At 58.7% G+C, this 24,046-nt stretch carries 27 protein-coding genes; 16 read left to right on the top strand and 11 right to left on the bottom strand.

The window, feature by feature from the left end:
• Nucleotides 1-85 precede the first annotated feature (85 nt).
• Nucleotides 86-811 carry an MBL fold metallo-hydrolase gene (locus tag ACVVH8_RS07725; RefSeq protein WP_213027886.1) on the top strand — a complete coding sequence of 242 codons (726 nt, stop codon included), beginning with the start codon at nt 86-88 and terminating at the stop codon, nt 809-811.
• 43 nt (nt 812-854) lie between these two features.
• On the top strand, nt 855-1,103 hold the full coding sequence (locus tag ACVVH8_RS07720) for a phosphopantetheine-containing protein (protein WP_034153223.1): 249 nt from the start codon (nt 855-857) through the stop codon (nt 1,101-1,103).
• Nucleotides 1,104-1,325: 222 nt separating this feature from the next.
• Here the strand turns inward: ACVVH8_RS07720 and ACVVH8_RS07715 are convergent, their stop codons facing one another.
• Complete coding sequence (locus tag ACVVH8_RS07715) at nt 1,326-1,454, bottom strand: PA1414 family protein (RefSeq protein ID WP_003184145.1); 129 nt, start codon at nt 1,452-1,454, stop codon at nt 1,326-1,328.
• 142 nt (nt 1,455-1,596) lie between these two features.
• Nucleotides 1,597-2,490, bottom strand: coding sequence for a putrescine utilization regulator PtrR (gene ptrR / locus ACVVH8_RS07710; RefSeq protein ID WP_475229340.1), 894 nt, complete (start codon nt 2,488-2,490; stop codon nt 1,597-1,599).
• Nucleotides 2,491-2,594: 104 nt separating this feature from the next.
• Here ptrR and ACVVH8_RS07705 point away from each other — a divergent pair, with 104 nt between their 5' ends.
• Nucleotides 2,595-3,776 (top strand): MFS transporter, encoded by a 1,182-nt coding sequence (locus ACVVH8_RS07705; protein ID WP_103306190.1) that lies wholly within the window; start codon nt 2,595-2,597, stop codon nt 3,774-3,776.
• On the opposite strand, the gene ACVVH8_RS07700 is transcribed toward ACVVH8_RS07705, so the two are convergent.
• From ACVVH8_RS07700 to ACVVH8_RS07690, 3 genes are all read right to left on the bottom strand, one after another.
• Entirely contained in the window at nt 3,721-4,653 is a 933-nt protein-coding gene (locus ACVVH8_RS07700; protein WP_103306189.1) for a DMT family transporter, read from the bottom strand. The two genes, ACVVH8_RS07705 and ACVVH8_RS07700, sit on opposite strands and share 56 nt — an antisense overlap.
• Nucleotides 4,654-4,952: 299 nt before the next feature.
• Entirely contained in the window at nt 4,953-5,357 is a 405-nt protein-coding gene (locus ACVVH8_RS07695; RefSeq protein ID WP_475229337.1) for a DUF2177 family protein, read from the bottom strand.
• A gap of 45 nt (nt 5,358-5,402) precedes the next feature.
• On the bottom strand, nt 5,403-6,239 hold the full coding sequence (locus tag ACVVH8_RS07690; protein ID WP_475229334.1) for a CvfB family protein: 837 nt from the start codon (nt 6,237-6,239) through the stop codon (nt 5,403-5,405).
• A gap of 340 nt (nt 6,240-6,579) precedes the next feature.
• Here ACVVH8_RS07690 and ACVVH8_RS07685 point away from each other — a divergent pair, with 340 nt between their 5' ends.
• The 3 genes from ACVVH8_RS07685 (at nt 6,580) to ACVVH8_RS07675 (ending at nt 8,639) form a co-directional block, all read left to right on the top strand.
• The gene (locus ACVVH8_RS07685) at nt 6,580-6,768 is read left to right on the top strand and encodes a hypothetical protein (RefSeq protein ID WP_016985943.1); all 189 of its coding nucleotides are present in this window, start codon (nt 6,580-6,582) and stop codon (nt 6,766-6,768) included.
• A gap of 206 nt (nt 6,769-6,974) precedes the next feature.
• Nucleotides 6,975-7,691 carry a TorF family putative porin gene (locus tag ACVVH8_RS07680; protein WP_103306186.1) on the top strand — a complete coding sequence of 239 codons (717 nt, stop codon included), beginning with the start codon at nt 6,975-6,977 and terminating at the stop codon, nt 7,689-7,691.
• 78 nt (nt 7,692-7,769) lie between these two features.
• Nucleotides 7,770-8,639, top strand: coding sequence for a DUF6279 family lipoprotein (locus tag ACVVH8_RS07675; protein WP_103306185.1), 870 nt, complete (start codon nt 7,770-7,772; stop codon nt 8,637-8,639).
• 123 nt (nt 8,640-8,762) lie between these two features.
• Here ACVVH8_RS07675 and ACVVH8_RS07670 read toward each other — a convergent pair whose 3' ends face one another.
• Entirely contained in the window at nt 8,763-9,155 is a 393-nt protein-coding gene (locus ACVVH8_RS07670) for a transcriptional regulator (RefSeq protein ID WP_315447084.1), read from the bottom strand.
• Nucleotides 9,156-9,330: 175 nt separating this feature from the next.
• Here ACVVH8_RS07670 and ACVVH8_RS07665 point away from each other — a divergent pair, with 175 nt between their 5' ends.
• The 4 genes from ACVVH8_RS07665 to ACVVH8_RS07650 all read left to right on the top strand — a co-directional run bounded on the left by ACVVH8_RS07665 (nt 9,331) and on the right by ACVVH8_RS07650 (nt 11,875).
• On the top strand, nt 9,331-10,065 hold the full coding sequence (locus ACVVH8_RS07665; protein WP_475229331.1) for a DUF899 domain-containing protein: 735 nt from the start codon (nt 9,331-9,333) through the stop codon (nt 10,063-10,065).
• A gap of 84 nt (nt 10,066-10,149) precedes the next feature.
• Nucleotides 10,150-10,425: a hypothetical protein gene (locus ACVVH8_RS07660; RefSeq protein WP_401297677.1), complete on the top strand. Its 276-nt coding sequence runs from the start codon at nt 10,150-10,152 to the stop codon at nt 10,423-10,425.
• Nucleotides 10,426-10,681: 256 nt separating this feature from the next.
• A complete protein-coding gene (locus tag ACVVH8_RS07655; RefSeq protein ID WP_475229328.1) occupies nt 10,682-11,263 on the top strand; it encodes a papain-like cysteine protease family protein in 582 nt (193 codons plus the stop codon).
• A 12-nt stretch (nt 11,264-11,275) separates the two neighbouring features.
• The gene (locus tag ACVVH8_RS07650) at nt 11,276-11,875 is read left to right on the top strand and encodes a hypothetical protein (protein ID WP_475229325.1); all 600 of its coding nucleotides are present in this window, start codon (nt 11,276-11,278) and stop codon (nt 11,873-11,875) included.
• Between the two features lie 62 nt (nt 11,876-11,937).
• Here ACVVH8_RS07650 and ACVVH8_RS07645 read toward each other — a convergent pair whose 3' ends face one another.
• Entirely contained in the window at nt 11,938-13,278 is a 1,341-nt protein-coding gene (locus tag ACVVH8_RS07645) for a DEAD/DEAH box helicase (protein ID WP_103306179.1), read from the bottom strand.
• A 191-nt stretch (nt 13,279-13,469) separates the two neighbouring features.
• On the opposite strand from ACVVH8_RS07645, the gene ACVVH8_RS07640 reads away from it, so the two are divergent.
• Nucleotides 13,470-14,768, top strand: coding sequence for a mechanosensitive ion channel family protein (locus ACVVH8_RS07640; RefSeq protein WP_475229322.1), 1,299 nt, complete (start codon nt 13,470-13,472; stop codon nt 14,766-14,768).
• A 110-nt stretch (nt 14,769-14,878) separates the two neighbouring features.
• On the opposite strand, the gene ACVVH8_RS07635 is transcribed toward ACVVH8_RS07640, so the two are convergent.
• The 3 genes from ACVVH8_RS07635 to ACVVH8_RS07625 form a co-directional block, all read right to left on the bottom strand.
• Nucleotides 14,879-15,745 carry a carboxylate/amino acid/amine transporter gene (locus ACVVH8_RS07635; protein ID WP_475229320.1) on the bottom strand — a complete coding sequence of 289 codons (867 nt, stop codon included), beginning with the start codon at nt 15,743-15,745 and terminating at the stop codon, nt 14,879-14,881.
• 342 nt (nt 15,746-16,087) lie between these two features.
• Nucleotides 16,088-16,687 (bottom strand): FMN-dependent NADH-azoreductase, encoded by a 600-nt coding sequence (locus ACVVH8_RS07630; RefSeq protein WP_213027874.1) that lies wholly within the window; start codon nt 16,685-16,687, stop codon nt 16,088-16,090.
• A gap of 242 nt (nt 16,688-16,929) precedes the next feature.
• Entirely contained in the window at nt 16,930-17,244 is a 315-nt protein-coding gene (locus ACVVH8_RS07625; protein ID WP_103306175.1) for a 3-phosphoglycerate kinase, read from the bottom strand.
• 49 nt (nt 17,245-17,293) lie between these two features.
• Between ACVVH8_RS07625 and ACVVH8_RS07620 the strand changes: the two genes are divergently transcribed.
• The 5 genes from ACVVH8_RS07620 (at nt 17,294) to aqpZ (ending at nt 22,533) form a co-directional block, all read left to right on the top strand.
• Nucleotides 17,294-18,217 (top strand): PA3225 family LysR-type transcriptional regulator, encoded by a 924-nt coding sequence (locus ACVVH8_RS07620; RefSeq protein WP_213027873.1) that lies wholly within the window; start codon nt 17,294-17,296, stop codon nt 18,215-18,217.
• Nucleotides 18,218-18,231: 14 nt separating this feature from the next.
• Entirely contained in the window at nt 18,232-19,035 is an 804-nt protein-coding gene (locus tag ACVVH8_RS07615) for an alpha/beta fold hydrolase (RefSeq protein ID WP_103306173.1), read from the top strand.
• Nucleotides 19,036-19,038: 3 nt separating this feature from the next.
• Nucleotides 19,039-19,602: a peptidylprolyl isomerase gene (locus ACVVH8_RS07610; protein WP_103306172.1), complete on the top strand. Its 564-nt coding sequence runs from the start codon at nt 19,039-19,041 to the stop codon at nt 19,600-19,602.
• Nucleotides 19,603-19,690: 88 nt separating this feature from the next.
• Nucleotides 19,691-21,523 carry an ABC transporter ATP-binding protein gene (locus ACVVH8_RS07605; protein ID WP_213027872.1) on the top strand — a complete coding sequence of 611 codons (1,833 nt, stop codon included), beginning with the start codon at nt 19,691-19,693 and terminating at the stop codon, nt 21,521-21,523.
• Nucleotides 21,524-21,837: 314 nt separating this feature from the next.
• Nucleotides 21,838-22,533: an aquaporin Z gene (gene aqpZ, locus ACVVH8_RS07600; RefSeq protein WP_103306170.1), complete on the top strand. Its 696-nt coding sequence runs from the start codon at nt 21,838-21,840 to the stop codon at nt 22,531-22,533.
• Nucleotides 22,534-22,644: 111 nt separating this feature from the next.
• Here aqpZ and ACVVH8_RS07595 read toward each other — a convergent pair whose 3' ends face one another.
• Nucleotides 22,645-23,769, bottom strand: a complete 1,125-nt coding sequence (locus ACVVH8_RS07595; RefSeq protein ID WP_475229317.1) for a GNAT family N-acetyltransferase — start codon at nt 23,767-23,769, stop codon at nt 22,645-22,647.
• Between the last annotated feature and the right edge of the window lie 277 nt (nt 23,770-24,046).

Below are 24,046 nucleotides of genomic sequence, written 5' to 3'. Positions count from 1 at the left end.
CTGAAACATAACGACTTGATGCTTTCTTCGACGGGTGTGGCGTCGGTTGCCACACTCGTTTTTTTACGCCTGAAGGAATGTGCTGATGAAGATTGTTTCTCGCGATCAGTGGTTTGAAGTGCAGCACCTGAGTGACGGCATCCGGTTGATTCATGAGCCGCACATTCGACCGTTCTACCGCTGCAACCTGTGGCATGTGCAGGGCCGCGACAAAGACCTGTTGCTCGATAGCGGTTCAGGGCTTGTCAGCCTGCGCGAACAGTTGCCATGGATTACCGAGCGACCGTTGGTGGCAGTGGCCAGTCATTGCCATTTCGACCACATCGCCGGGCATCACGAATTCGCTGAACGACTGGTGCATCCGGCCGAGGCGGACATTCTGGCAGCGCCCGATGGCGAGAATGATCTGAGCCGCGCTTTCGTCGGCGATGACATGTTCGAGGCGCATCCGGATTGCCCGTTGTGCTACGCCGAGTACCGGGTCAAAGCCGCGCCGGCGACCGGGTTTGTCGAGGATGGCGATGTGCTGGATCTGGGCGATCGCAGCCTGCAAGTGCTGCACACGCCGGGGCATTCGCCGGGCGGGATCAGCCTGTATGAAGCGGCGACACAAACGCTGTTCAGTGGCGACATCATCTACGACGGGCCGTTGATCGAAGACGCCTACCATTCGAATCTGGATGACTATGCGGCCAGTCTGCGGCGTTTGCAGGCATTGCCGATCCGCACCGTGCATGGCGGGCATTTCGGCAGTTTCTCCGGCGAGCATTTGCGTTCGATGATTGACGAGTGGTTACGCGGGCACGCGTGACGCCTGCTGTAATCAAGCAAAACAACAATCAGAAATAGCTGCCATGAGAAGAGCTGCCGTGCGTGCCGCCGTGCACCGATATATTCGGCGCCTGCTGGAAACCCGCGAATTCAATGACAACACCAGCCTGGTGCAACTGGGTTTGGAGAAAGCTGATATCGAGGATCTGATCTTTCATCTGGAAGATGAATTCGGACTGACGGCGTTTACGGCGGAGGAAGACCGGATGCTCAAGACCGCAAAGACCGCGAATGACTTGAGCCGGTTTTTACTGGAGATCGGGCGGCATTGAGAGGGATTGCCAAATACATCTGTCAGGATGCTGGAGATCCCTGTGGCGAGGGGATTTATCCCCGATGGGCTGCGAAGCAGCCCCAAAACCATTAAACCCGGTTCGACCTGTAAGAATGTGATTGCTGCAAATGGGGCTGCTTCGCAGCCCATCGGGGCGGTGCGACGTTTCGCTAAATCCCCTCGCCACAAATAACCCCATTCACTTGATGCTTACGTCTGCCTAGCGCCGACGCGGTTGGCGCCGACGCTGTTCGTCGTCTGTGCGAATCGGTACGGGTTGCAGAGGCGGTTCGATCAAGCCGAGGGCAACACCTAAATCGTGCAGCCAGTTCTGAATTTTCTCTTTCATCGTCATGCCCCCTTCAGGGTGGTGCTGAGCGGCCGGAATTCTGAGGCCGCTTCGCACTGATAATAGTCCGAAGTCCTACGCAATGCTCGGCGAAATCCGCAATGATCTGTTACTGAATTGAACAGAATTCCTGTCCATTCGTTCAAGCCGTTTCCCGGCTTTCATTCAGAGCCGCAGGATAGACGGCTTGCTGCACTTCAATCCACGCGTTGAGGTTGGCGCCAAGCATGCCTCTGCGCCACATGAGCCACGTTGTCGCACCCGCGAACGGCTCGGCCAATGGATGCACGGCAACGTTCTCGCGCCCCGGCAGACTGGCCAGCATCGACTCCGACATCAGCGCCACGCCACTGCCCGCCACCACACAAGCAAGCATGCCCTGATAGGACTCGATTTCCATCGCCCGGCCCATCGCCGCATGGGCGTGGGCAAACCACGCCTCCAGGCGCATACGGTAGGAGCAGCCCTGGCGGAACGTGAACACCGAGCGCCCTTCAACATCCGCAGCGCTGCGAACCGGTGGATGATCGATTTCCGTGATTAACACCAGGCGCTCTTCGCACAGCGGCACGCCATCGAGCCCGGCCAGCTCCAGCGGGCCGTCCACCAAAGCCGCATCGAGGCGACCGGTGAGCAAGCCTTCGAGCAGTTCGCCGCTCGGTGCCGACTGCACTTGCAGGTTCACCGCCGGGTACTGCTTGTGATAGCGCGCCAGCAACGCCGGCAAATGGATCGCTGCGGTGCTGTACATCGTACCCAGAACAAAATCCCCCGCCGGCTGCCCACCCATCACCGCCGCAGTGGCCTGATCACGCAGGGCAAACAGTTTGCCGGTGTAGTCCAGCAAGACTTTTCCCGCAGGCGACAGCTGCAAACGCTGACGTTCGCGGACGAAAAGCTCTACGCCGAGTTGCTCCTCCAACTGTTTAAGCCGGGTCGACAGATTCGACGGCACTCGGTGCAGGCGTTCGGCGGCGCGGGTGATCGACCCTTCCTGCGCAACGGCCTGAAAAATCCGCAGTTGGCTGAATTCCACGACCTTTCTCCAGAACAGAACAAGTTACTCACTATTATTCAATTTTAAAGAAAGTCAATCAGTCTTAGCCTGACGGTCATTGATCCTCTAAAGGAATCCAGACCATGTCGCCGCTGATTCGCTTATCCGCTTGCTTCGTCGCTCTGATGATGGCCATGGGCATCGGCCGTTTCGCTCTCACACCGCAAATGCCGCATCTGCTCAGTGAAGGGCAGTTTGACCTGACGGCCGCCGGTCTGATTGCGGCGGCCAACTACCTCGGTTATTTGCTGGGTGCGGTGGATGCAATGTTCGCCCGCCGTCCCGAGCAGGTGCAGCGTCGCCTGCACGGCGGATTGTGGCTGTGCGTGCTGCTGACGCTGGCATCGTTCTGGGCCAACGGTTTCTGGTCGCATCTGGTATTACGCTTCGGTACCGGCGTGGCGAGTGCCTGGGTTCTGGTGATGATCACATCACTGAGCCAGCCATTGGCTGCGGCGGCAGGGCGTCCTCGGTTGGGCGCATTGGTGTTTGCCGGACCAGGTCTGGGAATTTTTCTGACGGGATTGCTGGCACTCGTCTCACATCTGTTGCAGCAGACGTCGGCGACGTTGTGGCTGATCTATGCCGTGGCGGCCTTGGTGATGATGCTCGGCGTCTGGCGCTTTTTGCCGCAACCGGTCGCCGCGCCCATCGTTGCAACGACTTCCATCAATCCAGCCAATCGCGGCATTGCCCGTCTGGCCGTGATTTACGCGTTGTACGGCATCGGCTACATCATCCCGGCGACGTTTCTGTCGCAGATGGCCAACGCGCAGTTTCACGGGCAATGGCAAGCGGATCTGTTCTGGCCGTGCTTCGGCCTTGGTGCGGCCATCGGTGTGCTGCTGGTGAGTCTGCGCCGGCATGATCCGGCGACCACGCGCCACTGGTTGACTGCGACGCTGTGGCTGCAAGCCGCCGGGGTTTTTGCCTGCCTGTTGGGCAGTGGTTGGGGTCTGGCACTGGGTGTGGTTCTTTGCGGCACTCCGTTTCTGGCCTGCATGCAGTTGGTCATGCAACGCTCCCGGGAGCTGGCGCCGCATGCCACCCAGCGCAATGCCGGCATGTTGACCGCTTGCTTTGCCGTCGGCCAGCTCAGCGGCCCGTTGCTGGCCGCGCTGAGCAGCCATTTCAGCGGTGGTTTGCAGCCTGCGCTGGTGATCGCCGGCAGCGGCTTGTTGATGGCCGGTGGCCTGGCGCGGCAATCGACTAGCGCTGGCCGAGCGCTTTGCGCAAACGCCGACGCAGCCACTGCTCGGCGCTGACAAAAGTGATGCCGAGCAATACCAGCACCGCACCGATGACAAAGTTCAGGCTCAGGTGTTCGCCGAGCAGCAACACGCCGAAGGTGACGCCGAACAACGGCGTCATGAACGAGAACACCGCGAGGTTGGCGGCCAGATAACGGCGCAGCAGCCAGAACCACACCAGGTAACTGAAGAACGACACCACCAGGCCTTGAAACAACACGCTGGCCACTGCCACTGTAGTCAGGCTGACATGAGTAATCTGGCCGCTGAACAGTGCGATCAGCAACAGGCCGAGAAAGCCGACGATCAATTGATAGAACAGGGTCAGCGTTACCGGTGCCTCGGACAACCGCGAAGCGCGCACCACCACCGTCGTCGCGCCCCAACAGGCGCCAGCCAAGACACCAAAGGCGTCCCCCAGCAGCATCCGCCGGTCGAGGTTGTCCCACGACACGCCGCCAGCGAAGGCAATCGCGATACCGATGAAGGCGAGCAAAATCCCCAGCCACTGCAAGGGCCGCAAACGCTCGCTGGCCAACAGGAAGTGCACGCCCAGCGCGGTGAAGATTGGCGCGGTGTAGAGGAACACTGACATGTGCGCCGCCGTGGTCAGTTGCAGGCCTTCGGCGATGAAAAAGAACTCCAGGCCGAACAGCGCACCGGCCAACAAGCCGCCGCGCCAGGTCTTGCCGACCTGATTCCAACCGCCCTTCCAGCAGATGAGCAGTCCTACCAGCAATGCGGAAATGCCCGAGCGCGCCGCCGCTTGCATGACCGGCGCAATGTCGGGCGCCGCCCACTTGATCATCACTTGCTGCACGCCCCAGATCAGGCACAGGCCAATCATCACTTGCAGGGCAAAACTATCGGCATTGCGCCGCTCGATACTCACGGCAACACCTCGTACACACACAACATGGCAGGCCATCCAATGGTCATAACAAAGCCCCGGATCGATGTCCGGGGCGAATAGTGATGGCGTCGATTATTCACCAGTGCGGCAGAAAAAGCCGTCTGGAAAAGACATTTAATTCTTCCGTTGCGTCAGCGGTGAATGGCTGTCGGCTGCGCCGTCAATCGCTGGCAAGCGAGCTCCCACAGGGTTGCATAGTGTCTACAGATTCTATGTTCGGCACAAAACCCTGTGGGAGTCTGGCTTGCCAGCGATGAGGACGGTCGAAGCAGCACAACTCAACGCTTCGAAACAGCAAACCGCCGAGCCACACAAAACCCGACCGTACAAGCCACCGCCGTGGCAAACGTTCCCCACCCCCAATCCAGCAACGTCACCTGCACCGACCAGCCGCGCAATGTCGCCCAATTGGTCAGGTCATACGTCCCATACGCCACCAGCCCCAACAACGCTCCCATCCGCGCCGCGTGCTGCCAACTGAGCGCGGGCAACACCACAAACTGGATACAACCAAAAACATACAGGCAATAAAAAACCGCTGCGGGAACCAGCAGCGGTTTTTCGAGCATCAGCGGACCGAGCAGTTCGCGATAGGTCGGTGCCATCAGCAGGCCGAGCCAGATGCCGTCAAGCAAAAGAAACGTCACCAACGTGGCGACGTAGGCAATCAACGCTTTTTTCATTTACCCGACCTCCTGTGAGCCCATGCAACATGGGCCACACCAGGCTCAGGTTAGTTCAATGCGATCGGCGTGAATGACGATCTTGCCATCCTTGTACAGCGAACCGATGGCCTTCTTGAAGTTGCCCTTGCTGACGCCGAACAGGCTGCTGATCAGTGCCGGATCGCTCTTGTCGCTGACCGCCAGCGTGCCGTCGTTCTCGCGCAATTTGGCGAGGATCTTCGACGACAGGCTGCTGGCCGCTTCCTGGCCGACCGGTTGCAGGCTCAGGCTGATCTTGCCGTCACTGCGCACTTCCTTGATGAAACCCTTTTCACGCATGCCGGAGCGCATGAACTTGAAGATTTCATTCTTGTGAATCAAACCCCAATGCTTGTTGTTGATGATCGCCTTGAAGCCCATGTCGGTGGCTTCGGCGACCAGCAGATCAACTTCCTGGCCTGCGCTGTACGTGGCCGGGGTCTTGTCGAGGTAGCGATCCAGACGCGCGGTGGCGGTGATGCGGCGGGTGTGCTTGTCGAGGTAGACGTGCACCACGCAGTACTCGCCGACAGTCATCTGCCGCTTCTCTTCGGAATACGGCAGCAACAGATCTTTCGGCAAACCCCAATCGAGGAATACGCCAATGCTGTTGACTTCAACAACTTTCAGACTGGCAAACTCGCCCACCTGAACTTTTGGTTTTTCCGTGGTAGCGAGAAGTTTGTCTTCGCTGTCCAGATAAATAAATACGTTGAGCCAGTCTTCATCTTCGCTGGGAATATCTTTAGGGATATAACGGTTGGGCAAAAGAATTTCGCCGTCGGCACCGCCGTCCAGATATAAACCGAAGTTAGTGTGTTTAACCACTTGCAAACTGTTGTAACGCCCGACTAAAGCCATTTTCCAGAACCCTCATTGCGTGGGCGGCATTCTACCCGGTTTTGCCGCGTCCGTTCGCGGGCAAACCGGCGAGGCCGCAAATTCTGTGACAAGCCTTGATTTTCCTCGGTCGCGGGCCGGCGACCTGCCGCTCGTCAGTCTGATTTCGCGCCTCGCGATCGAGCATCAAGGCGCCACGGAACATCAATGTTCTTATTTAAAACAGCAGGTTAGCCGGATATTTCGAGTATTGAATCGAGAATAATGCAGCAACGCACTGGGTTATTCCGAAGGATATTTACCAAGCTATTGTCAAGTTATTCCTGTACGATGCCTGGCCGAGTTACTTTTCTACAGGTTAATGGCCGCCATGCGTGTAAAAGCATCCACCAGCAAAGCAAAGCCAGCTCCAGCCGTTGAAACCAGCGAATCGATCAACGATCAGATCGCAGCGTTCCTCAAGTCCGGCGGCGAGATTCAGCAAATTGCCAAAGGCGTCAGCGGCCAGACGTTCGGCCCGTCCAAGCAGATCAGCCTGGGCAAGAAGTAACACCGGTAATACACCCGTCCTGAGGCGCTTTGAGCTTCGAAGCGTCTGGACTGGCACCCTCGCCACACCCACCCTCTGTTTAATCAAACTTGTATAAATCGACGAACGGCCTTCAATGCCGATCATTCGCCGGTATCCTTGCACGCGTCTAGATCAAGCGTTTCAGCAGGCCCGCCGGCCAGCGCTCGCTGTTCATGGAGTGACGCATGCGCAAAACATCCTGTTTATTGCTTGTAGGCCTGCTGGCATGCACGACTGCGCACGCGCAGATTTTCCAGCGTGAGCTCGGCGATTTCGACCTCAAACTCGGCACCACTCCGAGCCGCAGCATGGCCCAAGGCCTGGTCAAACCCGCGGCGGTCGGTTCATTCCACGGCGGCCTCGATCTGAGCCATAACAGTGGGCTCTATGTTGGCCAGTACGCACCGAGCATGGGCATCACTCCGGGCAAAAACCTCGAGATCGATTCCTACGTCGGCTTCAAACAACCCTTCGATAACACCCTTGGCTATGAAGTCGGGATGATTCACTACAGCTATCCCAAGGTGGATACCCTCGACAGCCAGGAACTGTTCGGTGGCCTGACCCTGCTCGGCAGCCGATTCGGCATCGCCTTGAGCAACGATCCGGACAAACAGAACAACACCCTGTTCGCCGACCTTGGCGGCAATCAGCCATTTGGCATTGGCGTCAGCATGAAATACACCACCCACCAACTGAACACACCGGTCGCTGTGGACGGTGGCTACGTCAGCAGCTTCACCGATTGGTCGGTGAAATTCTCGCGTCCGATCATGGGCGTCAATCTGGACCTGATCTACAGCAATTCCAGCCTCAGCGGCAGCGATTGCTCGGCCTACTCCGGCCATAACAGCGAGTGCGACGGCCTCGTCACGCTCAAGGCCGAACGCGCGTTCTATTGATCGGCTGAACTGCCGCACACCTTCTGCGTTCACATAGGAATCAGACTTTCGAAGCCAGGCTCATGCAAGGATTGGCCCATGTCTCGCTGGTTCAAAAACATTGCCGCCCTGTTGATATTCACCCTCGCCCTCGGCGCCTGCAGTCGCGTCGGCCTGGCCTATCGCAACCTCGACGTGATCATCCCGTGGACGCTCAGCGACTATGTGGACATGAACGGCGAGCAGAAAGACTGGTTCAACGAGCGACTCAAGGAACACCTGAGTTGGCACTGCACCACGCAATTGCCAGGCTATCTGGATTGGCTGGATCGCTTGCAGACCATGGTCGAAACCAATCAGGTCACCGACGCAGCACTTCAGTCGCGCACCGTGGAAGCCAAACAGGCCATCGCTGAAACCGCACGAGAAATCACTCCGTCTGCAATCGAGTTGTTGCAGGGGCTGGATGACAAGCAGGTCGCGGAAATGAACGACGCGTTTGCCAAGGATCTGCGCAAACGTCAGCAGGAATACCTCAAGCCACCGCTCAGCCAACAGATCGCCGAACGCGCTGCACGCATGGATAAACGCCTGAACGACTGGCTCGGCCCTTTGAGCGCGCCTCAGGAACAACGGGTGATGGCCTGGTCAACGGCGCTGGGCGATCAGAACACCCAGTGGATCGCCAATCGTGCGCATTGGCAAAAGCAGTTCAGCGCCGCCGTCGCGCAGCGTAACAGCCCGGAGTTCCCACAACGAATCGAAACACTTCTGGTCAATCGCGAGAGTTTATGGACAGCGGATTATCGCAAAGCCTTTGCCGATACCGAGGCGCAGGGACGCGCACTGGCGGTGGACTTGATGGCGGTAAGTACGCCGCAGCAGCGTCAGCGGTTGTTGAAGAAGATCGAGGGTGTACGGAAGGATTTCAATGACTTGAAGTGTCTGAAGGCCAAGCAAAAACCCTGAGCATTACGTATTTCAATTGTAGGAGTGAGCCTGCTCGCGATCGCGGTGTGACAGGCGCTGTTTATGTGGCTGTCACACCTCGATCGCGAGCAGGCTCACTCCTACAGGGCGATCTGCGTAAACTCAGGCAATCTGGGCTTTGGACGCCACTTCATCAAATGTCGCCTCATCCAGCGCATCATCCTGCTCATCCAGCACCTGGCGCGGATGATCATTGCCGGGGATGCTGCTGTCGATCAGGCTCAGCAGGCTGGATCCGCGCGGGGTCAGAATGAAATTGTTGCCGGTACTGCCTTCGTGGTCCGGGCGCGGCGCGATATACCCGCGGTCGAGCAGCAGACCTTCATACTCACAGGCCAGCGTTTTCAGATGATCCAGATTCTCGATCTGTTCACCTGAATTGGCTTTCTCCGCCGCATAGTCCTCGGCGTATTTTCGAGGCGCGAAACTTTCGCCAGCGCTGTTCTGCACTTCGTGCAGCAAACGCTCAATCAAATCCCACTTATAAGTCGTCATCCTGATTCAACCTCCGGTGCGCATGGTTTATGGCGCTGTCATAGGTTGTGACCCGAGCCTGCCGCAGCCGTTCAGCCGCGTTTTGCGAGATGACCGACCGGCGGTCTGTCGAATTCCCCGAGGGTTAAACGACTAGTCTGAAACAGACGGTTTCAACCCCGCAGGAGAAATCATCATGAACGTTGAGAATCATCCGGTGGTGTCGCGCGAAGAATGGCTCGCCGCCCGCAAACAACACCTGGCCAACGAAAAAGCCTTCACCAGGGAACGCGATCGGCTCAGCGCCGAACGCCGCGCCTTGCCCTGGGTGAAGATGGACAAGGAGTACCACTTTCAGGGCCCGAACGACGAACTGAAACTGGCGGACCTGTTCGGTAAACACAGCCAGTTGGTGGTTTACCACTTCATGTTTGCCAAGGATTGGGAAGAAGGCTGCCAGGGCTGCTCATTCCTCAGCGACCACATTGATGGCGCCAACCAGCACCTGGCCCATCACGACATCGCTGTCGTTGCTGTTTCCCACGCGCCGTTCAACGAATTTCAGGATTTCAAACGGCGGATGGGCTGGAAGTTTGACTGGGTGTCTTCAGAAGGCTGCGACTTCAACTATGACTTCGGTGTTTGTGCCCGGGCTGGGGATGTGGCTGCAGGAAAGGCTACGTACAACTATGAAAAGACCGACAGTGCCGAGGAAGAGATGCCGGGGCTAAGCGTTTTTTATCGCAACGATAAAGGCCAGATATTCCATACCTATTCAACCTACGCCCGTGGCCTGGACATGTTGGTTGGCGCCTACAACTACCTCGATCTCACACCCAAGGGCCGCAATGAGGACGAGATCATGGAGTGGGTTCGTCATCATGATCGGTATGAGGCAAAAGCAAAGTCCAGTTGCTGCCATGGAGACTGAAAGGCAAGTACAGATTCTGAACTTTTCCCGCCACCCAGGCCTCAACCGGTTAACCCGCCTTAACCGGAACTGAGGCCTGCCACGATGAAAACCCTGATCAAGCTCACCCTCGCCGCCACTCTTGCCTGCGCCCTGCCCGTCTGGGCCTGCACGCCGGAAGAAGCCACCGCCAAACGCGAACAACTGGCCAAGGAAGTCGCCAAGCTCACCGAGCAGAATCCAGCCAAGGCCAAGGAAATCAACGCTGAGTTGCAGAAGATGGATCTGGGCACGGCGAGTGCGGATCTCCCGGACAAGTGTCAGTTGATTGATCAGCGCTTGAAAGAACTGGATACAGCAGAGAAGAAAACCGAAAGCTAAAAAGCTAAAGATCGCAGCCTTCGGCAGCGCCTACACCGAACCCTGTAGAAGCTGCCGAAGGCTGCAATCTTTCGATCATGAAAATGCATCAATGCATTTATTTATTTGCACAAATGCATATTCATGACTACGGTTACATCGAGCAAGGAGATCGGCACCGGCCATCGGAGATGGCAACCGTTGAATACCGATCGCTCTGTAATACCGCAACACCCATACAAGCTGGACGCTTGTTTTCACTCATGGAGGATTGAAAATGTTAACCACAGAAGCAACCCGATTTACCGGCGAAACTTTGCCACGATGCCTGATCGGCCATCTTCTCGACCCGCAACTGGTTGAAGTCGAAGCCGCTGCACAGGTCAACGCGCTGGCCGCCAGTCTCAACTTCAGCATGCAAAAGCAGACCCAGACCAACTGGTGCTGGGCCGCCGTTTCCGCCTCGGTCGGCAACTATTACGGCACTGGAAACTGGACCCAGTGCGGGGTCGCCAGCTCGGCACTGGACCGCAACTGCTGCAATCAACCCGGGCCGTGCAACGTCTATGGCTATCTGGACACCGCGCTGCGGATCACCCGCAGTTACAACGGCATGAATCAGGGCTCGCTGCAGATGCCGGCCATCCAGAACCAGATCAGCATGGGCCGACCGGTCGGCCTGCGTTGCGCCTGGTACGGCGGCGGTGCGCATTTCCTGACGATCTACGGCACCAATGGCGATTACGTGCTGGTCGCAGACTCGATCTACGGCTACTCGACCCGCGCCCTGAATGCCTTCCCCCGTTCCTACAACGGCGGCGGCAACTGGACCAACACTTACTTCACCGTAAAAAACTAGGAGGGCGACATCATGCAACTGACTTATCCAAAGGCGCCTTCCAACGGCGTACAGACCTTGCGTCCGGCACTGCAAGCCGCCCTGCAAACCCGGGGCTTTGGCGTCAACCGCCAATTCGCCAACGCCGCTGCGGCGAAGATCAGTCTCAGCGAGGCTTATCGTGGCTACTCGCTCAGTCTGGACGACCTGAACAACGGCAAAGGTCTGCAGAACGCGCGAATCGGCGATTGGCATTACCTGGTGTTTGCCGATGGCGTAACGATTGCCGATGCACAATTGGCTGAAGTGCGCGGGCATGTCGAGTTCGCCTCGTTGAACCACGGCGACCTCGCCGCCGCCACGGTGGGTGCGCTGAAACTGGCAGAGCAATCGCCGCAGTTGCAGGGCAAAACCGTGGAGCTGCGGCTGTTGTTTGTATCTGCGCTCAACGTTGTGGCGATCTGGCTGCATGCTGACGGTGAAGAGCTGCTGATCCCGATCGAGCCGACGCCCAGGGACCTGGCCGTCACTCGGTTGTACAGCGAGGCTGCCCTGCTCGCTGCATTGAAACCGGCGGCTGCTCAGGCGAAACAGCGCTTTGATGCCGACACCAGCGGCCTGCTGGGCAACTGACAAACGCTGGACGAAAAAAAACCCGGACATTGTCCGGGTTTTTTCTGTGTGCCTGAATCGACTTACTCAGCCGCAGGCTCTGCCGGCTTGCGGCGCTTGAGCGGGGCCATGCCGTCGCTGCTCACCAGAGAGTCCGGTTTCGGGCGGTTGACGCTCTTGCGCTTGGTCGGCGTCTTGGCGGCGGTTTTCTTCTTGTCGCCCTTGGCGTCGGTCTTTTTCTTCTTCACGCCGACAGCTTTGCCCGAGGCCTTGACCTTTTTCGGTCCGCCGTAGGTGCCTTTGACTTCCTTGATGGTGCGGCGCTCGAAGCTTTGCTTCAGATAACGCTCGATGCTCGACATCAGGTTCCAGTCGCCGTGGCAGATCAACGAGATCGCCAGACCGTCGTTACCGGCGCGGCCGGTACGACCGATACGGTGTACGTATTCGTCGCCGCTGCGTGGCATGTCGAAGTTGATCACCAGGTCCAGACCATCAACGTCCAGACCACGGGCCGCGACGTCGGTTGCGACCAGAATCTTCACGCCGCCCTGCTTCAGACGATCGATCGCCAGTTTGCGATCCTTCTGGTCTTTTTCGCCGTGCAGCACGAACGCCTTGTATTCCTGAGCCACCAGACGCCCGTAGATGCGGTCGGCCATGGCGCGGGTATTGGTGAAGACGATGGCCTTCTGATAGGTCTCGTTGGCCAGCAGCCAGTTCACGATCTGTTCTTTGTGCTGGTTGTGGTCGGCGGTGATGATCTGCTGACGGGTCGTCGAGTTCAGCTGGCTGACCGCGTTGAGCTGCAAGTGCTCAGGGTTGTTCAGCACCTTGGCGATCATCTCGCGCAGGCCGGAACCGCCGGTGGTGGCGGAGAACAGCATGGTCTGCTGACGGTTCGGGCATTCGTCGACCAGACGCTGGACGTCTTCGGCGAAACCCATGTCGAGCATGCGGTCGGCTTCGTCGAGCACCAGTACTTCGACTTCTTTGAGGTCGAGGTTGCCGGCGTTGAGTTGCTCGATCATCCGGCCCGGGGTGCCGATGAGGATGTCCGGCACTTTGCGCAGCATCGCCGCCTGCACCTTGAAGTCTTCACCGCCGGTGATCAGGCCGGACTTGATGAAGGTGAACTGCGAAAAGCGTTCAACTTCCTTCAAAGTCTGCTGGGCCAGCTCGCGGGTCGGCAGCAGGATCAGGGTCTTGATGCTGACGCGAACCTTGGCCGGGCCGATCAGGCGATTGAGGATCGGCAGGACGAAAGCGGCGGTTTTGCCGCTACCGGTTTGCGCAGTCACCCGCAAATCACGCCCTTGGAGCGCCAGCGGGATGGCCGCGGCTTGCACAGGCGTTGGCTCGACAAATTTCAGCTCGGCCACAGCTTTAAGCAGGCGTTCGTGCAGGGCGAATTGGGAAAACACGGGTGCTACCTCGAAGATATGCAAAAAAACAGCTGCATAGGTTACCGGTTTCGAGCGCTCAGGCCGAGTTTCTTTATACAAACGGACGTAATCAGTGGCTTTTTTGTTGCTCGATTTGTCTCTAACGGTAATACACAGCGTCTTAAATGCTCTAATTGCCCATCGCGTCTTACAGAAGAATCGTTTCTCTCATGGATTTCAAACAGCTCTGGCTCAAAGCCCAGGACCTCTGGGGCACCCTCGAACAGCATCCGTTCCTGCAGGCCGGCCTCGCCTTGACCTTGCTGCTGGTGATCGCGCTGGTACTCGGACGAGTGGCGCGTTATCTGATCCTGCACACCAGTCGCATGCTCGGTCGCCAGCCGTCCCTGCACTGGATCAACGACTTTCGCCACAACAAGGTGTTTCAGCGCCTGGCGCAGATGACGCCGTCGCTGGTGATCCAGTTCGGCCTGCACCTGGTGCCCGAACTGAGCAAAACCGCGATGACGTTCCTTGGCAACGTCGCGCTGTCGTTCACCATTCTGTTCCTGCTGCTGTCGATCAGCGCCCTGCTCAATGCCTTGCTCGACATCTACGCGCGCACCGAACACGCCCGTACCCGCTCGATCAAAGGCTACGTGCAACTGGCAAAAATGGTCTTGTACGTGTTTGGCGCGATCATCATCGTCGCCACGTTGATCGACCGCTCGCCGCTGTTGCTGCTGTCCGGTCTTGGCGCGATGTCGGCGGTGATTCTGTTGGTCTACAAGGACACTCTGCTGTCGTTCGTTGCCAGCGTGCAACTGACCAGCAACGACATGCTGCGGGTCGGCGACTGGATCGAGATGCCGCAAGTCGGCGCCGATGGTGACGTGGTCGACATCACGTTGCACACGGTCAAGGTGCAGAACTTCGACAAGACCATCGTCTCGATCCCGACCTGGCGGCTGATGTCCGAGTCGTTCAGAAACTGGCGCGGCATGCAGCAGTCCGGCGGGCGACGGATCAAGCGCAGCCTGTTCATCGACGCCAGCGGTGTGCGTTTCATCCGTGACGATGAAGAAGAGAAGTTGAGCCAGGTGCATCTGCTGACCGGCTACATGAGCCGCAAGAAAGCCGAGCTCAAGGCGTGGAACGAGGCGCAGGGCAACGTCGCGGCAATGTCGGCCAACCGCCGGCGCATGACCAACATCGGCACCTTTCGCGCTTATGCGCTGGCGTATTTGAAGAGTCACCCGGAGGTGCAACCGAACATGACCTGCATGGTCCGGCAGATGCAGACCACGGCGCAGGGCATTCCGCTGGAGATCTACTGCTTCACCACCACCACGGTGTGGGCCGATTACGAGCGGATTCAGGGGGATATTTTTGATTATCTGCTGGCGGTGCTGCCGGAGTTTGGGTTGAGCCTGTATCAGCAGCCGAGTGGTGGGGATTTGCGTACCGGGTTGCTGCCGGCGGTGTTGGGCGCAAGCCACATTCCCGAACCTGAAAAACATCTGATGTAACTTCACCGATCAAAACTGTAGGAGTGAGCCTGCTCGCGATGGCGGTGTGTCAGACAAATCAATATTGACTGAGACACCGCGATCGCGAGCAGGCTCACTCCTACAGGGGATTATGAGGTGGCCGCAGATTTGCGGATACCCAACCGGCTGATCCACACCGCTGCCAGAATCACACTCCCGCCAAGGAACAACCTGCCCAGTTCCTCATGCTGATTCCAGATCAGCAGGTTGAGCAAAAGCCCCACCGGCACATGCAGGTTGTTCATCACCGCCAGCGTGCCGCCGTTGACCATGCACGCGCCTTTGTTCCACCAGTACAAACCGAGCGCCGTCGAGACCAGGCCGAGAAACAGCAACACGCCCCATTGCAACGGCGCTTCCGGCAGGAAGTTGGCCTTGCCGAACATCAGGAATGCCGGCAAGACCACCGCCAATGCACCGAGGTAGAAAAAACCGAAGCGCCGGTAATGCGGCAGATCGCTCGGGTGTTTCGCCACCAGATGTTTGTACAGCACCTGCCCGGCGGCGTAGGTGAAGTTGGCCAGTTGTAGCAGCAGGAAACCCATGAAGAAGTCAGGGTTGATCCGGTCGAAGCGAATTACCGCCGCGCCGCCCACCGCCACCAGCGCCGCAATCAGCGCCCACGGATTGAAGCGGCGGTTCAGCGCGTCTTCGATCAGCGTCACATGCAGCGGCGTGAGGATGGTGAACAGCAAAACCTCAGGCACCGTCAGCACGCGGAAGCTCAGATACAGGCAGACGTAGGTCACGCCGAACTGCAACGCGCCGATCAGCAGCATGCCGCGCATGAACGCCGGTTCCACCGAGCGCCAGCGCGTCAGCGGGATGAACACCAGCCCGGCCAGCACCACACGCACCAGCACTGCGAAGTAGCTGTCGACATGCCCAGCCAGGTATTCGCCGATCAGGCTGAAGGAAAACGCCTGGATCAGCGTGACAAAAAGTAGATAGCCCATGGTCGCCTCTGTTTCGAATGGCGGCGACGATAGCGGGTTTTGCGCCAGACCGCGAACCCTCAAACAACACAAATCCCCTGTGGGAGCGAGCTTGCCCGCGATGAGGGTGTGTCAGGCAATTTGATGTGTCTGAATGACCGCCATCGCGAGCAGGCTCACCTACAGGGGTTCTACGTCGTTCACTGAATCGTGGACAAAAAAAAGCCCGATCTCGCTAAGGCGTTCAATCGGGCTACAGCACTCAGGAGCAACAAGTGCAAAGGGAGGTTCGATGCGCGTAGAGCCTTGAAGGGGTTGCGCCAGGTCACTAAAACAATCGGCGATTATCTGGCGATTAACATATCAAGCGACCTGGGACAGCTTGGCGTTGGCCTGATTCAAGCCTTTCTCCTGGAAGTCGCCGCCAAGGTTCATGCCTTCGGCGTGAATGAAGGTCACGTCGTGGATGCCGATGAAACCCATGACCTGACGCAGGTACGGTTCCTGGTGATCAGCCGGGCCACCGGCGTAGATGCCGCCCCGTGCGGTGAGCACATAGGCACGTTTGCCGCTGAGCAAGCCTTGCGGACCGGTTTCGGTGTACTTGAAGGTCACGCCGGCACGCAATACGTGATCGAGCCAGGCCTTGAGGGTGCTCGGGATGGCGAAGTTGTACATCGGCGCGGCCATGACCAGTACGTCGGCGGCCAGCAATTCATCAGTCAATTCGTTGGAGCGGTCGAGCGAGGATTGTTCGTTGGCGTTGCGCTGTTCGGCGGGTTTCATCCAGCCGCCCAGCAGATTGATGTCCAGATGTGGCACCGGCTTCACGGCGAGGTCACGTACGGTGATCTGATCGGCAGGGTGCGCGGCTTTCCACTGACTGATGAAGGTCTGGGTCAGTTGACGGGATACCGAGTCTTGCTGGCGGGCGCTGCTTTCGATGATCAGAACGCGGGACATGTTGTGTAGCCTCCATCCGAGAATGTTGTAGGTCGATGGAGTGAAGGTTAAACAGAGTCGAATCGATGAAAAAGCGCAAATAATTGCTATAAAGCATCGATAATTTCGTTTATAAGCTGACCATACCTTTAGGAGTGAGCCGGCTCCGGGCGGCGTTCCGACGATAGCGGTGTATCAGTCAATATCGATGTAGCTGACACACCGCTATCGCGAGCAGGCTCACTCCTACAAGAGATCGACTGTTATTTCGGGGTGCAGGTCAGGTTGATGCGCAGCTTGATGATCTCTCGGGTGAACTTGGCCGTGGCGTTTTTATGTTTGCCGGCAGGCACATCGATGGTGCGGGTGCGCGGCGCCTCCGGGCCATTGTTGAACACCGCTTTGCAGGTCGCATCGACATCACCGTAGTTGCTCACTCGTATGGAGCCGATGTCGTTGTCCGTATCGAAGGACTCGTAATCGATCTTCATGCCGTTGAGGTTTTTCTGCACATCGATCGGATACGCAAACGCCGTCAGCGGCAGCAGCGCCAGCAACACACAACAGAATTTTTTCATTCGGCAGTCTCCATGAGGGACCGCCAGCTTAGGACAAGAGGAGCTATTGATGAAAGCGCCCCGCGTGACCCTTGATCAATGGCGAACATTGCAGGCCGTGGTCGACCACGGCGGCTTTGCGCAGGCCGCCGAGGCCCTGCACCGTTCGCAATCGTCGGTGAGCTATACCGTCGCCCGCATGCAGGATCAGCTTGGTGTGCCGTTGCTGCGCATCGACGGGCGTAAAGCGGTGCTCACCGAAGCCGGCGGCGTGTTGCTGCGCCGCTCGCGGCAACTGGTGAAACAGGCCAGCCAACTGGAAGACCTCGCCCACCATATGGAACAAGGCTGGGAGGCCGAAGTGCGGCTGGTGGTCGACGCGGCTTACCCGAGCGCACGCATCGTCCGCGCGTTGACCGCGTTCATGCCGCAGAGCCGTGGCTGCCGCGTGCGTCTGCGCGAGGAAGTATTGTCCGGCGTTGAGGAAGTGCTGCTCGAAGGCGTGGCCGATCTGGCCATCACCGGCATGGGCATCCCCGGCTACCTCGGCGCGGAATTGAGCGACGTCGAGTTTATCGCCGTGGCCCATCCCGACCATGCCCTGCATCGGCTCAATCGCGAGCTGAGCTTCCAGGACCTGGAAACCCAGATGCAGGTGGTGATCCGCGACTCCGGCCGCCAACAACCACGGGACGTTGGCTGGCTCGGCGCCGAGCAGCGCTGGACCGTCGGCAGCCTCGCCACCGCCGCGACGTTTGTCAGCAGCGGCCTGGGTTTCGCCTGGCTGCCGCGACACATGATCGAACGGGAATTGAAAGAAGGCACGCTCAAGCTGCTACCGTTGGATCAGGGCGGCAGCCGCAACCCGAGTTTCTATCTGTACTCGAACAAGGACAAACCGCTGGGCCCGGCCACGCAAATCCTCATTGAATTGCTGCGTACCTTCGACACCTTGCCGCTGGACGCACCGTTCGCCGCCCCCGAACAAGCCTGACACGGAGTTCACCGATGGCGTATTTCGAGCATGAAGGTTGCAATCTGCACTACGAGGAATATGGCCACGGCACACCGTTGCTACTGGTTCACGGGCTCGGTTCAAGCACGCTGGACTGGGAAATGCAGATCCCGGCGCTGGCCGCCCACTACCGGGTGATCGTCCCTGACGTGCGCGGCCACGGCCGCTCCGACAAGCCCCGCGAGCGCTACAGCATCGCCGGTTTCAGCGCCGACATGCTGGCGCTGATCGAGCACTTGAACCTCGGCCCGGTGCACTACGTCGGGCTGTCGATGGGCGGGATGATCGGCTTCCAGTTCGGCGTCGATCAGCCGCAACTGCTCAAAAGCCTGACCATCGTCAACAGTGCGCCTGAGGTGAAACTGCGCAGCCGCGACGACTACTGGCAGTGGTTCAAGCGCTGGAGCCTGATGCGCGTGCTGAGCCTGGCGACCATCGGCAAAGCCCTCGGCGGCAAACTTTTCCCGAAACCCGAACAGGCCGATCTGCGGCAGAAAATGGCCGAACGCTGGGCAAAAAACGACAAACGTGCTTATCTCGCCAGCTTCGATGCGATTGTGGGCTGGGGGGTTCAGGAACGACTTTCCCGAGTGACCTGTCCAACCCTCATCGTCAGCGCCGACCGTGACTACACACCGGTGGCACTGAAAGAAACCTATGTAAAACTGCTGCCCGATGCGCGGCTGGTGGTGATCGCCGATTCACGCCACGCCACCCCGCTCGATCAACCCGAACGTTTCAATCAAACGCTGCTGGAGTTTCTCGCCGCAGCCGATATTCAATCTCAGGATCACTGACCCATGCTGAAAAAACTCGCCCTCGCCGCCGGTACCGTGCTGTTCGCTGCCAACCTGATGGCGGCCACGCCAGCCAAGGCACCACACGTGCTGCTGGACACCACCAACGGCCAGATCGAAATCGAGCTGGACCCGGTCAAGGCGCCGATCAGTACCAAAAACTTTCTCGATTACGTCAACAGCGGCTTTTACACCAACACGATTTTCCACCGTGTGATCCCGGGTTTCATGGCTCAGGGTGGCGGTTTCACCCCGCAGATGCAGCAGAAAGACACCAAGGCACCGATCAAGAACGAAGCCAGTAACGGCCTGCACAACGTTCGCGGCACCTTGTCGATGGCGCGCACCTCCAACCCTGACTCGGCCACCAGCCAGTTCTTCATCAACGTGGCTGACAATGCTTTCCTCGATCCGGGTCGTGATGCCGGTTACGCGGTGTTCGCCAAAGTGGTCAAGGGCATGGACGTGGTCGACATCATCGTCAACTCGCAGACCACCACTAAAAGCGGCATGCAAAACGTGCCTGTCGACCCTGTGATCATCAAGTCGGCCAAAGTCATCGACTAAGCTCTGCAGGGCGTATCGAGCGGCGCTGGCCTGATCCCGCGCCGCTCACACCGATAAAAGGAGAGCCCGTGCTCCGGGCGGTTATCTGATGCTCTATCGCCGTTTTGAACAACTGATCGACATTTTTCGTGAAGCCCCGACGGCGTCTCCGCCGGACCGCGTTCTCCCCTTCTACACCTATTACCTGAAGCAGGTCTGGCCAAGTTTTGCCGCCCTGCTCGTCGTCGGCCTGTTCGCCGCGCTGATCGAAGTGGCACTGTTCAGTTACCTGAGCCGCATCATCGACCTGGCCCAAGGCACACCGAACCCGAATTTCTTCAGCGACCACGCCCTCGAACTGACGTGGATGCTGGTGGTTGCGCTGGTGCTGCGGCCGATCTTCTTTGGCCTGCACGACCTGTTGGTACATCAGACCCTGAGTCCGGGCATGACCAGCATGATCCGCTGGCAGAACCACAGCTACGTGCTCAAGCAGAGCCTGAATTTCTTCCAGAACGACTTCGCCGGACGCATCGCCCAACGCATCATGCAGACCGGCAACTCGCTACGTGACTCGGCGGTGCAAGCGGTGGATGCGCTGTGGCATGTGGTGATTTACGCGATCAGTTCGCTGGTGTTGTTCGCCGAGGCCGACTGGCGCCTGATAATCCCGTTGCTGACGTGGATCGCCGCGTACATCGGCGCGTTGTATTACTTCGTGCCACGGGTGAAGGATCGCTCGGTGGAAGCCTCTGACGCGCGCTCGAAACTGATGGGCCGGATCGTCGATGGCTACACCAACATCGCCACGCTGAAGCTGTTCGCCCACACCAATTTCGAACAGCACTACGCCAAGGAAGCCATCGAAGAACAAACGGTCAAGGCGCAAATGGCCGGCCGCGTGGTCACCAGCATGGACGTGGCGATCACCGCCATGAACGGCTTGTTGATCGTCGGCACCACTGCGCTGGCGCTGTGGTTGTGGACGCAGTCGCTGATCAGCGTTGGCGCGATTGCCCTGGCCACCGGCCTGGTGATCCGCATCGTCAACATGTCCGGCTGGATCATGTGGGTGGTCACCGGCATTTTCGAGAACATCGGCATGGTGCAGGACGGTCTGCGGACCATCTCGCAACCGGTCAGCGTCACTGATCACGAACAGGCCAAACCGCTGGATGTGGCCCGTGGCGAAGTGCGTTTCGAGCACGTGGATTTTCACTACGGCAAGAAGAAAGGCATCATCGGCGACCTCAACCTGACCATCAAACCGGGCGAAAAAATCGGCCTGATCGGGCCGTCCGGCGCCGGCAAATCGACCTTGGTCAACCTGCTGTTGCGCCTGTACGACGTCGAAGGCGGGCGCATTGTGATCGATGGGCAGAATATCGCCGAAGTCGGCCAGGAGAGCCTGCGCGCGCGCATCGGCATGATCACTCAGGACACTTCGCTGTTGCACCGTTCGATCCGCGACAATTTGCTCTACGGCAAACCCGACGCAACGGATGCAGAGCTTTGGGACGCAGTGCACAAAGCCCGTGCCGATGAGTTCATTCCGTTGCTGTCGGACGCTGAAGGCCGTACCGGTTTCGATGCGCACGTTGGCGAACGCGGAGTGAAGCTGTCCGGCGGCCAGCGTCAGCGCATCGCAATTGCCCGCGTGCTGCTCAAGGACGCGCCGATCCTGATCATGGACGAAGCGACCTCGGCACTGGACTCGGAGGTCGAAGCGGCGATTCAGGAAAGCCTGGAAACCCTGATGCAGGGCAAAACCGTGATCGCGATTGCCCACCGCCTCTCGACCATCGCGCGCATGGATCGGCTGGTGGTGCTGGAGAACGGCAAGATTGCCGAAAGCGGCACCCATGCCGAGTTGCTGGCGCATCGCGGCTTGTATGCCAGGCTGTGGGCGCACCAGACCGGGGGGTTTGTCGGGATCGATTGATCTTCTCATGATCGTTCCCACGCTCCGCGTGGGAATGCAGCCCGTGACGCTCCGCGTCACTGGACGCAGAGCGTCCCTTGAGGCGTTACCACGCAGAGCGTGGGAACGATCATCACAGGGGATTCGCCGAATCTCGACTGGATAAAACCGCCACAGCCCTTTAACCACGGGCGCTGGCGGTTTTTTTGTGGCCGCTGGAAATCCATAAAAACCCTGCTGTACTCAGCCAAGGCTCCAGCACGGAACCTGTCGTAAGTCTGCAGGGATGCACAACTCGATGCGGTCTCGATAGCACGTCTATCAAGGACTCTCTCATGTCTCTGTTCAAACGTTCAGTTACTGAGTTGTTGGGTACATTCTGGTTGGTATTGGGAGGTTGCGGCAGCGCCGTGATCGCCGCTTCATCACCTTTGGGAATCGGGGTGCTGGGGGTCGCCCTGGCGTTTGGTCTGACGGTACTGACCATGGCGTTCGCCATTGGCCACATCAGCGGATGCCACCTCAACCCGGCGGTCTCGGTCGGGCTGGTGGTCGGCGGTCGGTTTCCGGCCAAAGAACTGCCTGCTTACATCATTGCCCAGGTACTCGGGGCGATCCTCGCGGCAGCGCTGATCGCGCACATCGCCAGCGGCAAGGAAGGCTTCGACATCGCCGCCGGTCTGGCCTCCAACGGTTATGGCGAACACTCCCCCGGCAAGTATTCGATGGCCGCAGGTTTCGTCACGGAACTGGTGATGACCGCGATGTTCGTGATCATCATTCTCGGCGCCACCGATAGACGCGCTCCGGCGGGGCTGGCCCCGATTGCCATTGGTCTGGCACTGACGCTCATTCACCTGATCTCGATTCCTGTGACCAACACTTCGGTCAACCCGGCACGCAGCACTGGCCCGGCGCTGATTGTCGGCGGCTGGGCGATCGCGCAGTTGTGGATGTTCTGGGTCGCGCCGCTGATTGGCGCGGTAGTCGGTGGCGGGATCTATCGCTGGTTGGGCAAAGAGGAGTCCTGAAGACACGGAAATCCCTTTGTAGGAGTGAGCCTGCTCGCGATAGCGGTCCGCCTGACAGTGATGAGGTGACTGAAAGACCGCCATCGCGAGCAGGCTCACTCCTACAAGGATCTATGTTTGGCGGTAGGGCAAGGCTGCTCTGGCCTCTTCGGCATAGGCCAGCACGCCAGCGCGTTCTTGGTGCAGGAAATCCTTCACCGCCGCTTTCAAACCCGGATGGCGCAGGTAGTGCCACGAATGGGTGATCACCGGTTCAAAACCGCGAATCAACTTGTGCTCGCCCTGAGCGCCCGCGTCGAAACGCTGAAAACCGTTGGCGATCGCGTAGTCCATGCCTTGATAAAAACAGGTCTCGAAGTGCAGTCGATCAAACTCGGCGAGACAACCCCAGTAACGCCCGTAGAAGCTGTCGCCCCCCACCAGACTGAAGGCCATCGCGACCGGCCGTGAGCCCTGTCTGGCCAGCACCACACGGATCGCCTCGGGCATGCGTTCGGCCAGCAAACTGAAAAACTCCCGGGTCAGGTAAGGCGTTTGTCGCCGCACCGCGTAGGTGTTGGCGTAGCAGGCGTAGACGAAATCCCATTGCGCCTCGTCCAGTTCACGCCCCTCAAGCCATTCAAATTCAAAGCCCTGCCCCGCCACCTGCTCACGCTCTTTGCGCATTTGCTTGCGCTTGCGCGAACTGAGCACGTCGAGAAAATCCTGGAAGTCGCGATATCCGCGATTTTGCCAGTGGTACTGACAGCCGATGCGCTGCAGCCAGCCCGGCTGCTCGGCCATTGCGGCATCGGTAAACGGATCGGTGAAATTGATGTGCGCGCTGGAGAGCCCTTCGATTTCCAGATAACCCGGCAGGCTCTTGAGCAACTCGAAACCGTGCTCGACGTTGGCGGACAACAGCCGCGGCCCGCTGACCGGACTGAACGGCACCGCCGTCAACAGCTTGGGGTAGTAATCGATTCCGGCACGCGCGCAGGCATCGGCCCAGCCATGATCGAACACATACTCGCCATAGGAATGCCATTTGCGATAACTGGGCAACGCCGCGATCAATCGCCCGTCTTCGATGTGCAGCAAATGCTCGGGCTGCCAACCGGTGTGGGGGCCCACGCTACCGCTGTCTTCCAGAGCGCTGAGAAAGGCGTGACGCAGAAATGGCTGAGTGTCGGGCACCAGCGCGTCCCACATCGCCGGAGCGATTTCAGACAGGTTTTGCAGGCATTGCAACGGCATCGACAAGCTCTCCACAACTGGGTTTCAGCGCCCGGCGAGTATCGCCGATTGCGCTGCATTGCACACCCGCAATCGGCCGACAGCGCTCTAGATCAATAGTTCAGGGCAAATGCGCACCGTCATCAACCTGCCATCACTGTGCCACTGCTCTGTCATAAACCATCGCGATACTGGCGCCTGTTTTTAGAGCGCCGGGTTCTACCCGGACACTGTTTTCCGACCTTCAACCGTCGGTTGTGCCCAGGATGGTTCAGCCATCCCTCTCATCTTCGGAGAT

This window comes from Pseudomonas trutticola BRTCR10, from assembly GCF_056155105.1.
The sequence above is the reverse complement of the archived record's forward strand: the minus strand, read 5'-3'. Positions and strand labels throughout refer to the sequence as shown.

What these genes read in the sequence shown, in the direction of transcription:
- ACVVH8_RS07725 (WP_213027886.1), top strand. Translation starts at nt 86, where the DNA reads ATGAAGATTGTTTCTCGCGATCAGTGGTTTGAAGTGCAGCACCTGAGT.
- ACVVH8_RS07720 (WP_034153223.1), top strand. Translation starts at nt 855, where the DNA reads ATGAGAAGAGCTGCCGTGCGTGCCGCCGTGCACCGATATATTCGGCGC.
- ACVVH8_RS07715 (WP_003184145.1), bottom strand. Translation starts at nt 1,454, where the DNA reads ATGAAAGAGAAAATTCAGAACTGGCTGCACGATTTAGGTGTTGCCCTC.
- ACVVH8_RS07705 (WP_103306190.1), top strand. Translation starts at nt 2,595, where the DNA reads ATGTCGCCGCTGATTCGCTTATCCGCTTGCTTCGTCGCTCTGATGATG.
- ACVVH8_RS07695 (WP_475229337.1), bottom strand. Translation starts at nt 5,357, where the DNA reads ATGAAAAAAGCGTTGATTGCCTACGTCGCCACGTTGGTGACGTTTCTT.
- ACVVH8_RS07690 (WP_475229334.1), bottom strand. Translation starts at nt 6,239, where the DNA reads ATGGCTTTAGTCGGGCGTTACAACAGTTTGCAAGTGGTTAAACACACT.
- ACVVH8_RS07685 (WP_016985943.1), top strand. Translation starts at nt 6,580, where the DNA reads ATGGCCGCCATGCGTGTAAAAGCATCCACCAGCAAAGCAAAGCCAGCT.
- ACVVH8_RS07680 (WP_103306186.1), top strand. Translation starts at nt 6,975, where the DNA reads ATGCGCAAAACATCCTGTTTATTGCTTGTAGGCCTGCTGGCATGCACG.
- ACVVH8_RS07675 (WP_103306185.1), top strand. Translation starts at nt 7,770, where the DNA reads ATGTCTCGCTGGTTCAAAAACATTGCCGCCCTGTTGATATTCACCCTC.
- ACVVH8_RS07670 (WP_315447084.1), bottom strand. Translation starts at nt 9,155, where the DNA reads ATGACGACTTATAAGTGGGATTTGATTGAGCGTTTGCTGCACGAAGTG.
- ACVVH8_RS07665 (WP_475229331.1), top strand. Translation starts at nt 9,331, where the DNA reads ATGAACGTTGAGAATCATCCGGTGGTGTCGCGCGAAGAATGGCTCGCC.
- ACVVH8_RS07660 (WP_401297677.1), top strand. Translation starts at nt 10,150, where the DNA reads ATGAAAACCCTGATCAAGCTCACCCTCGCCGCCACTCTTGCCTGCGCC.
- ACVVH8_RS07655 (WP_475229328.1), top strand. Translation starts at nt 10,682, where the DNA reads ATGTTAACCACAGAAGCAACCCGATTTACCGGCGAAACTTTGCCACGA.
- ACVVH8_RS07650 (WP_475229325.1), top strand. Translation starts at nt 11,276, where the DNA reads ATGCAACTGACTTATCCAAAGGCGCCTTCCAACGGCGTACAGACCTTG.
- ACVVH8_RS07640 (WP_475229322.1), top strand. Translation starts at nt 13,470, where the DNA reads ATGGATTTCAAACAGCTCTGGCTCAAAGCCCAGGACCTCTGGGGCACC.
- ACVVH8_RS07635 (WP_475229320.1), bottom strand. Translation starts at nt 15,745, where the DNA reads ATGGGCTATCTACTTTTTGTCACGCTGATCCAGGCGTTTTCCTTCAGC.
- ACVVH8_RS07630 (WP_213027874.1), bottom strand. Translation starts at nt 16,687, where the DNA reads ATGTCCCGCGTTCTGATCATCGAAAGCAGCGCCCGCCAGCAAGACTCG.
- ACVVH8_RS07625 (WP_103306175.1), bottom strand. Translation starts at nt 17,244, where the DNA reads ATGAAAAAATTCTGTTGTGTGTTGCTGGCGCTGCTGCCGCTGACGGCG.
- ACVVH8_RS07620 (WP_213027873.1), top strand. Translation starts at nt 17,294, where the DNA reads ATGAAAGCGCCCCGCGTGACCCTTGATCAATGGCGAACATTGCAGGCC.
- ACVVH8_RS07615 (WP_103306173.1), top strand. Translation starts at nt 18,232, where the DNA reads ATGGCGTATTTCGAGCATGAAGGTTGCAATCTGCACTACGAGGAATAT.
- ACVVH8_RS07610 (WP_103306172.1), top strand. Translation starts at nt 19,039, where the DNA reads ATGCTGAAAAAACTCGCCCTCGCCGCCGGTACCGTGCTGTTCGCTGCC.
- ACVVH8_RS07605 (WP_213027872.1), top strand. Translation starts at nt 19,691, where the DNA reads ATGCTCTATCGCCGTTTTGAACAACTGATCGACATTTTTCGTGAAGCC.
- aqpZ (WP_103306170.1), top strand. Translation starts at nt 21,838, where the DNA reads ATGTCTCTGTTCAAACGTTCAGTTACTGAGTTGTTGGGTACATTCTGG.
- ACVVH8_RS07595 (WP_475229317.1), bottom strand. Translation starts at nt 23,769, where the DNA reads ATGCCGTTGCAATGCCTGCAAAACCTGTCTGAAATCGCTCCGGCGATG.